We start from the raw sequence: 4,415 nt of genomic DNA, 5'->3' as shown, positions 1-4,415 counted from the left end.
CCCTTGTTCCCTGGGGGTCCGCGCCGGAGAGTGAGCGGAAATGCCGCTGTATGAGCAGGTCAGGCGCTGTCTTCCCTGACATTAGCGTGGGCGACATGCGTGGTTCAAGACGACGCGCCGGGTCAAGGCGACGATGCTACGGCGGCGCGGTTGAGCGAGGCCATCAGTTCGCGGTTGGTCATGCGGGCGGCGTCGAGATCATCGTCCTTCTCGCCGAGCTGCCGGCGCAGTTCCACGACTTGCTGCTCGAGTGCGGTGTTGCGGCGGTGAAGTTCCTCGATGTCGTCGGGGCCGCCGAATCCGGACTCACGCCATGCCTGGTCGCCGAGGACCTCGGAGAGCCGGTCGCGAAGTTGCATGTTCTCTCGCACGAGTCGATTGATGCGGTCGTGCGCGCCCGCGAGATCAGCGATCAAGGAGGCGCGACTGACCGCAGGTCCTGTGGTCGGTGAGGCGGGCGGCTCGGCGGCTTTGGCCAAGACCAGCGCGCGCAGGTCGGGGTACCGGTAGAACAGGCTGCGATTCACTCCTGCCCTGCGGGCGATGGCGGAGACGCTGATCTCGGCGCCGGACTCGATGGCGGTGTTGAGGGCCTTGATCACCCGCTGGCGGCAGCGTGCGCTGTGTGCCCGACGAGCTGAGGTGATCCCGGTGGTGGGGTTGGTCATTCGCGCTCCAAGCGGAGGTCTGGTTGGGGTGCCCGGACGCGGGGCATGCCCAGCGAGGCGAGTTGACGGGCACGCCGGACCACCGTAGTGGCCTGTTCGACATCGGCTCGTTCCTCGTCACTGAGGTCGTCCAGGTGCTGCTTGACCCGGTCGATCAGGTCCTTGACCCGTCGGATCTCCTCCTGCGACGGCAACGCCTCGGTCCTGGCCCAGTCATCGAGTTCGGCAGCGGCGAGGACTCGTTCGCGGTTACGGAGTAGATCGTGCAGGTAGGCGGTGAGATCGGGCAGATAGGAGACGTCGGTGCGGAAATGGTCACAGCCCACGCAACGAAACCTGAACGGACAGGCCCCGCCACCTGCCTGAACGTTGGTGGGCTCATGGCAGGTGCCGTAGGGGACGGCGACCTGGCCGACGGCCCGACGAGCATGCTCGGCGTCGAGCAGGGCCTGAGCTTCCCGCCAGATATGCTTGCCGTTGCGGTTGAACTGATGGCGGGTGACCTTGTCGACCGCCTCACGTTGCCGCTGGACACCGACCCGGTAGTAAATCCTTGTGGTGTCCATAGATTCGTGATCGAGCAGCTCCCTGAGCACGTCGACCGGGACCCCGGCGTCCGCATGCCGCTGGGCATAGGTGTGACGGTAGACATAGGGGAAGACCTTGGCTTTGTCGAACTCGATCTCGGTGCCGCCGTGTCGGATCAGCAGTGGCGGCAGGGCCTTCACCCATTTCCGGTGGTGCTCGGTCACCAAATGTGGACGGAATCCTTTGCTGCCCAACGGGTTCATCTTCGCTGCGGGCAGCAGCTTCAAACCGGCCAAGGGCTCCTCGGGGAAGCGGTCACGGACACGCCGCTGCTGGTCGACGATCATGGCTGCGGTGGTGTCTGCGATAGGCAGTTCCCGCCGCCGCCGTTGACACTTGAGGTTGTCGTAGACCAGCACGTATTTGCCGTCCTTGTCACGTTCCAGGCAGTCCCACGGCAGCTCGCAGGTCTCCTCCGGACGCCGTCCGGTGTCCATCATCAACTCGATGATCACCCGAACTTCGCGGCAGGTGGTCATCGTCTCGATCAGGGGCAGCCCGTCGCAGAGCTGCCGCATGACCTCCGCCGGGAGCGCCCGGCCGGGCCCCTCGCTGCGGTCCCTGCGCGGAATATCCTCCTTGACCAGGCAGAAGTCCTCCGGCAGTCCGGCCAGTGGCTGGCCAGGGCGGGTCAGGCCCTGCGATCGAGCCGAGGCCAGCACCGTCCGGACGTGCCGGAGGACGTAAATCCGCCGGTTGAGGCTGAGCGTGCCGGACTGTTGGAGGAAGGCCAGCCGGTTGGTGAAGGCGACGATGTCCGGTCGTCCCAGCAGCGGCAGGTCGACTCCGTGGTCTTCTCGCTGGAGCTGGAGGCTGGCGGACAGCTCGACCAGTGAGTTCAGGGTGTATTGCCAGATACTGGGGGCGTTGATCCCCCGCCGCCTCGGTAGGTCCTCGACCATCCACCGCTTGGCGGCCGTCCGCAACCACGGCAGCCCGATGACCGTGAAATCCAGGCTGCTCCGATGGCCGAACACCCGCAGATCCCAAATGTCTTTGGCTTGTTCGGACTGCGGTGAGGACAGGCCGCGCCGGCAGTGCGCAATCAGGGACTGCTGCAGGTACCGACGTTGGCGGCGCGTCTGCTCTCGGAGGTCGGTAACTGAGCCGACCTGAGTTCGCCGCAGTTCGTCGCACAACGGTCGCAGTACCGCCCGGTTTGTCTTGATGTTCTCGGCGCAGCGCTGCTGGAGTCCGTAGAGCACCTCGGCGACGACCCGCTCGGCCAGGCCCCGCAAACTGATCTTGCCCGCTTCTACGACAGCCGATTCGGTGCGGCACCATCGGTCCAGGCTCAGCCCCTCATCAGCCCCGGCCGCGAGAGTCCATCGACGGTGATGTGCCTTGCAGAACGGGGATGTGCCGTTGTAGCGCAGCCGTGTGCAGGCCAGCACGCTGCAGGGGCCGAATCCGGGCAGTGGCCGAAGGTCTGGGCGGGCCAGGAACTCAACGATGGGGATCTGGAGCACGGTGCCCTGCAGGTGCCCGTGGGCAGCGCACAACGGCCGCCGTCGTGACTCCCAGGGCCTCGCGCAGCCCACGGCGCAGAGCCCGACGCCGACCGTGTAGGTCTTCGTGCAGAAATCGGGCAGCTCGTTGCTGCCACTGCGGGCCATTCGGTGGGCGCAGACCCCGCACACGCCCTTGCTGATGTGTTCCACCAGGGCCTCGCAGCCCGGCACCCGGCAGACGGCGGATCCGAGAGTGGGATGGTCCGCGGGCGGGGACAGCACCATCGTCTCCCAGTCCCAGCCTGCGCCGACAAGGAACTCCTTGTCCAGCAACGCTTTCAGTCGATAATCGTCATCGCCGGTGAACCCATGCCTGTGCGGTGCGGCTTCCGAGACGGTCACTGCGCATCCTTACCGTCAGCCCGCAGACGCGGCGAGGGCACCCTCTCGACCGCTTGCCGCAGCCGCTCGGGCGCGGGATGGGCATAGACCTGCGTCGAACCGATAGAGGCGTGACCGAGGAGGTCCTGCACCTCGTCCAGCGCCCCGCCCGCGTCGAGCACGTTACTGGCGAACGCGTGGCGGAGCGCATGTGGCGGCACCCGCCGGTCGACCCCCGCCCGGCCGCGCAGCGCGACGAACAGATCGTTCACCGCCCCCGGTTTCATCGGAGCGCCGACCGGCGGCCGGAACAGGTTGACGAACACAAAGTCGCTCCCGGCAGCGTCCGGGACGCCCGCGCGCTCGAGCACATACTGGTCGTGAGCCTGCACAACCAACCGGTCGACAGGAACCGTCCGCGAATGCCGCGACTTCGCCCAGGCCCCATTGACATTGTCACGCCGGACCACGTGCAGGTGCGAACCGGGAAAGTCGCAGCCCAGCCCCGACGAATCGGGCAGGAAGTGGATGTCCTCCCGCCGCAACCCAACCGCCTCGCTGCGCCGCAGCCCCGCCCGACACAGCACCAGCACCAGCAGTCGGTCGCGTGCCGAACGGCAGGCGCGCAGCAGCGCCACCGCCTCCTGATCGCTGGCCCGGTCCGGCCGGCTCTTGGCGACCTGCACCCGGTGCCGGGCACGCATCCGCAGCCGCCACGCGCCTTCCTCACCGCGAGCCTCCGCCGGCAAGCTCCGGCTGTCGGCCAGTTCGTAGAGCTGCCGCAGCGCATCCTGCGGGGCCTCGCCCTGGTCGACCGCGAACGTCAAGAACCCCCGCACCGCGGCCAGCACGGCGTTGATCCGACGCGGTCCACGCGCCGCATCGGCCCCCGGACCGGCCAACATCACCGACGCGCCTGGCCTGCCGCATTCGGAGGGAGTGTGCCGCAGCCACAAGATGAATGTCCCCAGTCGGTCGGCGGCTGTCCGCCAGTCCAGGTGTGCCAGTCCGCACCACGTCAAGTAGAGCGCCACCGCTCCGGCGTAGCTCTTGGTCGTCGACTCGGCATCGTCGCGTCCGAACCGCACGTATCGCAGATACGCATCTGCGACCGGCACCGTCCGCAGATTGTCGTCGATCACTGTCCAGTACCGGACACCTGACGGAAGCTTCACGGGAAATGATCGCAACTCTCTACCTCCTGCATCGATCATGACTGTCGGAACACGACAGCCACCTGACCGACACGGGGTGAGAACCCGTTGCCCACCGAAGGAATGGATCACCTACAGCAACAGTCAGCAACACCGTCCCGACCCGGAGGGAA

The 4,415-nt window shown here is 66.9% G+C and carries 3 protein-coding genes; all 3 read right to left on the bottom strand.

Annotation, left to right across the window (positions count from 1 at the left end; genetic code table 11):
- Positions 1–122 precede the first annotated feature (122 nt).
- The 3 genes from R4P95_RS33355 to R4P95_RS33345 are packed head-to-tail and all read right to left on the bottom strand — an operon-like array spanning position 123 to position 4,263.
- Positions 123–668, bottom strand: a complete 546-nt coding sequence (locus R4P95_RS33355) for a DUF6262 family protein (RefSeq protein ID WP_317747485.1) — start codon at positions 666–668, stop codon at positions 123–125.
- On the bottom strand, positions 665–3,109 hold the full coding sequence (locus R4P95_RS33350) for a site-specific integrase (protein WP_317747484.1): 2,445 nt from the start codon (positions 3,107–3,109) through the stop codon (positions 665–667). The genes R4P95_RS33355 and R4P95_RS33350 overlap by 4 nt, the downstream gene beginning before the upstream one ends.
- Entirely contained in the window at positions 3,106–4,263 is a 1,158-nt protein-coding gene (locus R4P95_RS33345) for a tyrosine-type recombinase/integrase (RefSeq protein ID WP_317747483.1), read from the bottom strand. Before R4P95_RS33345 ends, R4P95_RS33350 begins: the two co-directional genes overlap by 4 nt.
- Positions 4,264–4,415: the final 152 nt, after the last annotated feature.

The organism is Rhodococcus sp. IEGM 27 (genome assembly GCF_033142305.1).
In the GTDB taxonomy this organism is placed as follows: Bacteria; Actinomycetota; Actinomycetes; order Mycobacteriales; family Mycobacteriaceae; genus Rhodococcus_F; species Rhodococcus_F oxybenzonivorans.
Note: the sequence above shows the minus strand (reverse complement) of the source record. Positions and strands in the feature narration are given on the sequence as shown.